The 4,836-nt window shown below is 62.6% G+C and carries 6 protein-coding genes; 3 read left to right on the forward strand and 3 right to left on the reverse strand.

Going from position 1 to position 4,836, the window contains the following annotated elements; translation table 11 throughout:
• Positions 1–58: 58 nt before the first annotated feature.
• The 3 genes from KVS69_RS17825 to KVS69_RS17835 form a co-directional block, all read right to left on the reverse strand.
• Positions 59–451 carry a GtrA family protein gene (locus KVS69_RS17825; RefSeq protein ID WP_093532876.1) on the reverse strand — a complete coding sequence of 131 codons (393 nt, stop codon included), beginning with the start codon at positions 449–451 and terminating at the stop codon, positions 59–61.
• A gap of 80 nt (positions 452–531) precedes the next feature.
• Positions 532–1,473 carry an electron transfer flavoprotein subunit alpha/FixB family protein gene (locus tag KVS69_RS17830; protein WP_217539312.1) on the reverse strand — a complete coding sequence of 314 codons (942 nt, stop codon included), beginning with the start codon at positions 1,471–1,473 and terminating at the stop codon, positions 532–534.
• A complete protein-coding gene (locus tag KVS69_RS17835; protein WP_217539314.1) occupies positions 1,473–2,219 on the reverse strand; it encodes an electron transfer flavoprotein subunit beta/FixA family protein in 747 nt (248 codons plus the stop codon). The genes KVS69_RS17830 and KVS69_RS17835 overlap by 1 nt, the downstream gene beginning before the upstream one ends.
• Positions 2,220–2,476: 257 nt before the next feature.
• On the opposite strand from KVS69_RS17835, the gene rfbB reads away from it, so the two are divergent.
• From rfbB to rfbC, 3 genes are all read left to right on the forward strand, one after another.
• A complete protein-coding gene (rfbB, locus tag KVS69_RS17840; RefSeq protein ID WP_217539322.1) occupies positions 2,477–3,532 on the forward strand; it encodes a dTDP-glucose 4,6-dehydratase in 1,056 nt (351 codons plus the stop codon).
• 15 nt (positions 3,533–3,547) lie between these two features.
• Entirely contained in the window at positions 3,548–4,435 is an 888-nt protein-coding gene (gene rfbA / locus KVS69_RS17845; protein ID WP_217539318.1) for a glucose-1-phosphate thymidylyltransferase RfbA, read from the forward strand.
• Positions 4,432–4,836, forward strand: a 405-nt coding sequence (rfbC, locus tag KVS69_RS17850; protein WP_217539320.1) for a dTDP-4-dehydrorhamnose 3,5-epimerase, incomplete at its 3' end; no start/stop codon positions are given. The genes rfbA and rfbC, both read left to right, overlap by 4 nt.

Consider the following 4,836-nt stretch of genomic DNA (forward strand, 5'->3'; position numbering starts at 1 on the left):
CCCTCGTTAAAGGCAGGAATGACGATTGCTACGTTTGAATAGTGCCGCGCCATGGGACTCATGTGTTCTTATCGATCCGTTGCCTGAATACGAGCTGGGAGAAAATCAGGTAGTTCCAGGCAGCAATGACCACCATCACCACCAGCTTGGCGAGGTAGTGATTCACCTGGAGCGGTCCCACCAGTAGTCCAATTGCAAGATTGCCGGCAACCAGATTTACGGCCGCGACGAGGCCGTACTTTAGCAGCTCCCCCGAGAATGCGCCGCTGCTGCGGAACACCCAGCCTCGGTTGAGCAGGAAGCTGACCACGAACCCGCAGAAGAAGCTCACTGACTGGCTGGCGAACAACCAAGCCGCGCCCAGCAGCCAGTGGAGCGCTACGAAGGCGGCGTACTCTACCGCTGCGGCGGAGCCTCCTGAGACAAGAAAGCGAAACAGTCTTGCTGACATGGGAATACCGTGGTGTGGATTGAAAAGAACGAAAGGGGCACCCTGGGTGCCCCTTTCTTCAGCTTGCAACCGAGCGAACGTCAGCCGAGCGCGGATTCAAGCTCCGGCAGCAGGGTAAATAGATCCCCCACCAGCCCGATATCGGCAATCTCGAAGATCGGCGAATCGGGGTCCTTGTTGATGGCCACGATGGTGCCGGCGTCCTTGATCCCGGTCAGGTGCTGAATGGCGCCGCTGATGCCCACGGCCACGTACAGCTCCGGGGCGATGATCTTGCCGGTCTGGCCCACCTGCAGGTCGCTGGGCACATAGCCGGCGTCCACGGCGGCGCGCGAGGCACCCACGGCGGCACCCAGCTTGTCGGCCAGCTGGAAGATCACCTTGAAGTTCTCTTCCGATCCCACGCCACGGCCGCCGGAGACCACGCGCTTGGCACTCTGCAGGTCGGGGCGGTCGGTTGCACCGGCGGCCAGGCCGATGAAGCGGGTGTGCGAGGGCAGGGCGGCGTCCACGCTGGCGGCTTCGACCGGGGCGCTGCCGCCCTGCGCTGCTTCCGGCCAGGAGGCGGCACGCACGGTGGCGACCACGATCTGGTCGGCCGGCACGTCCACGGTGATGATCGCGTTGCCCGCGTAGATCGGGCGCTTGAAGCTGTGGCTGCCTTCCACGGTCATCAGGTCGGAGACCTGGTTCACGCCCAGCAGGGCGGCCACGCAGGGCATCAGGTCCTTGCCGAAGGTGGTCGAGGGGCCGAAGACGTGGGTATAGCCCTTGGCCAGCTGCGCGATCTGCGGCGCCAGCACCTGGGCCAGGGCCTGGGCGTTAGCCGCATTGGCAACGGTCAGGACCTTGGTCACGCCGGCCAGTTCTGCGGCCTGGGCGGCCACGGCCGCCGGGTCGGCAGCCAGCACCAGCACGTCGATGCTGGCGCCGCTGATGGCGGCTGCCGCGCTCACGGTCTTGGCGGTGGCGGCGTTGAGCTTGCCGTCATGGTGTTCGGCAACAACGAGGATCTTGGTCATTACAGCAACCCCTTCTGCTTGAGTGCGGCAACCAGTTCGGCCGCGTCCTTGACCATCACGCCCTTGCTGCGCTTGGACGGCGCGGCGTACTGGGTGGTCTTGAAGGTGTCGGCGGCTTCAACCCCGAGGTCGGCGAGTTGCAGCGTTTCCAGCGGCTTGGCCTTGGCCTTCATGATGTCCGGCAGTTTGATGAAGCGCGGTTCGTTCAGGCGCAGGTCGGTGGTGACCACGGCCGGCAGGTCCACTTCCAGCGTTTCCAGGCCGGCGTCGACCTCGCGGGTCACCGTGGCCTTGCCATCGGCGATCTCCAGCTTGCTGGCGAAGGTCGCCTGCGGGCGGCCCCACAGCGTGGCCAGCATCTGGCCGGTCTGGTTCGCGTCGTCGTCGATGGCCTGCTTGCCCAGGATGACCAGGTCCGGCTGTTCCTTCTCGACCAGCTTGAGCAGGGTGCGCGCGGCGGTCAGCGGCTGGATGGCCTGGTCGGTGATCACGTGAATGGCGCGGTTGGCGCCCATGGCCAGGCCGTTGCGTAGGTGCGCCTGGGCATCGGCCGGGGCGATGGTGGCGACCACGACCTCGGTGGCGATGCCCTTGTCGCGCAGGCGCAGGGCTTCTTCCAGGGCGATTTCGTCAAAGGGGTTGGGGGACAGCTTGACGCCGTCAGTGACCACGCCGGAACCGTCCGGCTTGACCTGAATGCGGACGTTGTAGTCCACCACGCGCTTGTACGCGACGAGGATTTTCATCTGGTGCAGGGTCCTTCAATAGCGGGGAACGTCCGGCTGCAGGGTGCGGCAACCGGTTCGGGGGTGGGATCGCGATTCTAACTGGCTTGAGCCGACCATGCGAATGCGTATGGACCCCTCCCGCGTGCTGCGCTGCGGCACACGGTAGCGACTGTTTACCCGCGGGCGACTCAACTTGAAGCCCCCGGTTGTATCCTTTGATGCTGAACCGGGGCCGCAGAACCGCCCCGCACGGCTTTTTAACAGGAGTACGGGTAGTGCCCACTTGGCTTGTCACCGGCGGCGCCGGATTCATTGGCGGTAATTTCGTGCTGGAGGCCGCAGCCCGGGGGGTGCGCGTAATCAACCTTGACGCGCTGACCTACGCTGGCAACCTCACCACGCTGGCCTCGCTGGATGGGAATCCCGATCATCTCTTCTTCAAGGGCGACATTGGCGACACCGTACTGGTCCGGCAGCTGCTGGACCAGTACAGGCCCGATGCGGTGGTGAACTTCGCAGCCGAGAGCCACGTGGACCGCTCGATCGATGGCCCCGCGGCCTTCATTCAGACCAACGTCGTGGCAACGCTGGGGTTGCTGGAGGCGGTGCGTGACCATTGGAAGGTGCTCGGCAAAGATAGGGGGCGGGATTTCCGCTTCCTGCATGTGTCCACCGACGAGGTGTACGGCACGCTGGGCGAAACCGGCAAGTTCAGCGAAACCACTCCGTACTCCCCCAACTCTCCGTACTCGGCTTCGAAGGCCGCCTCAGACCATTTGGTGCGTGCGTTTCACCACACCTACGGCTTGCCGGTGCTGACCACCAACTGTTCCAACAACTACGGCCCGTTCCATTTCCCGGAAAAGCTCATTCCGCTGGTGATCGCCAAGGCGCTGGCCGGTGAGCCGCTGCCGGTCTATGGCGACGGGAAGCAGGTCCGTGACTGGCTGTTCGTATCCGATCACTGCGAAGCGATCCGTACCGTGCTGGCCAAGGGCCAGGTCGGAGAAACGTACAACGTGGGTGGCAATTCCGAGAAGCAGAACATTGAGGTGGTGCATGCCATCTGTGCACTGCTAGATGCGCGCCGTCCGCGTGAAGATGGACAGCCGCGCAGCAGCCAGATCACGTACGTGGCCGACCGTCCGGGCCATGACCGGCGCTACGCGATCGACGCCTCCAAGTTGAAGGAACAGCTGGGCTGGGAGCCGAAATACACGTTCGAGCAGGGCATTCGCGTCACGGTTGACTGGTACTTGGAGAACCAGGAATGGGTCAATGGCGTTCTCGACGGCAGCTACCGGCTGCAGCGCATCGGTACCTCTGTCTGAATAAGGAAAGCACACATGACCCAGCGTAAAGGCATCATTCTCGCCGGTGGTTCGGGCACCCGCCTGTATCCGATCACCAAAGGCGTCAGCAAGCAGCTGCTTCCGGTGTACGACAAGCCGATGATCTACTACCCGCTCAGCGTGTTGATGCTGGCAGGAATCCGCGACGTACTGATCATCAATACGCCCCATGAGCAGGTGCTTTTCCGGGAGCTGTTGGGTGATGGTTCGCAGTGGGGCATGAACATCCAATACGCCGTGCAGCCCAATCCAGATGGCCTTGCACAGGCCTACCTGATCGGGAAGGAGTTCGTCGATGGCAAGCCCAGCTGTCTGGTGCTCGGGGACAACATCTTTCATGGCCACGGCTTGGGAGACGTATTGCGCAACGCAGATGCGAGGGACGCAGGGGCTACGGTGTTTGGCTATTGGGTGAACGACCCGCAGCGATATGGCGTGGCCGAGTTCGACAAGGACGGGAAGGTCGTCGACCTGGTTGAGAAGCCGCAGGAACCGCGCTCCAACTACGCTGTCACCGGTCTTTATTTCTATGATGGAAATGCGAGCAGGTACGCAGCGGAACTGCGACCTTCCGCGCGCGGCGAACTCGAGATCACCGATCTAAACCACCATTATCTGCGCGATGGTCAGTTGAATCTGGAGCCTTTGGGCCGCGGGTTCGCCTGGCTGGACACCGGCACCCACCAATCGCTCCTTGAGGCGTCCAACTTCATCGAAACCATCCAGACCCGCCAGGGGCTTCAGGTGTGTTGTCCCGAGGAGATCGCGTTCGGGCAGGGGTGGATCAATGTAGAGCAGCTGGAGGCATTGGCAGCGCCACTGCTGAAGAATGCCTACGGTCAGTATCTGCAGAAGCTGGCTCTTCGTGGAATGGTCCCATGAAAATCATCGAGACACAGTTGCCGGGATGCGTTGTGATTGAGCCGGCAGTCTTCGGCGATGCCCGCGGATCCTTCTTCGAAACATGGAACGCGGAGCGATTTGCGGCCCACGGTCTGCCAAGCCGTTTCGTCCAGAGTAACGTATCTACTTCCGTGAAAGGGGTGCTGCGTGGGCTGCATTACCAATGGCCTCGGCCACAGGGAAAGCTGGTAACCGTGCTGGCTGGGGAGGTATATGACGTGGCGGTGGACATCCGTCGCGGTTCACCGACGTTTGGCCGCTGGGAGGCCGTGGTGCTTTCCGAGGACAACAGGCGGCAATTCTGGATACCGGAGGGGTTTGCACACGGCTTTGCCGTTCTTTCCGATCGCGCGGTGTTCAGCTACCTGTGCACCAACCTC

The organism is Stenotrophomonas sp. GbtcB23 (assembly GCF_019091045.1).
Lineage (GTDB): Bacteria > Pseudomonadota > Gammaproteobacteria > Xanthomonadales > Xanthomonadaceae > Stenotrophomonas > Stenotrophomonas rhizophila_A.

What these genes read in the sequence shown, in the direction of transcription:
- KVS69_RS17825 (WP_093532876.1), bottom strand. Translation starts at nt 451, where the DNA reads ATGTCAGCAAGACTGTTTCGCTTTCTTGTCTCAGGAGGCTCCGCCGCA.
- KVS69_RS17830 (WP_217539312.1), bottom strand. Translation starts at nt 1,473, where the DNA reads ATGACCAAGATCCTCGTTGTTGCCGAACACCATGACGGCAAGCTCAAC.
- KVS69_RS17835 (WP_217539314.1), bottom strand. Translation starts at nt 2,219, where the DNA reads ATGAAAATCCTCGTCGCGTACAAGCGCGTGGTGGACTACAACGTCCGC.
- rfbA (WP_217539318.1), top strand. Translation starts at nt 3,548, where the DNA reads ATGACCCAGCGTAAAGGCATCATTCTCGCCGGTGGTTCGGGCACCCGC.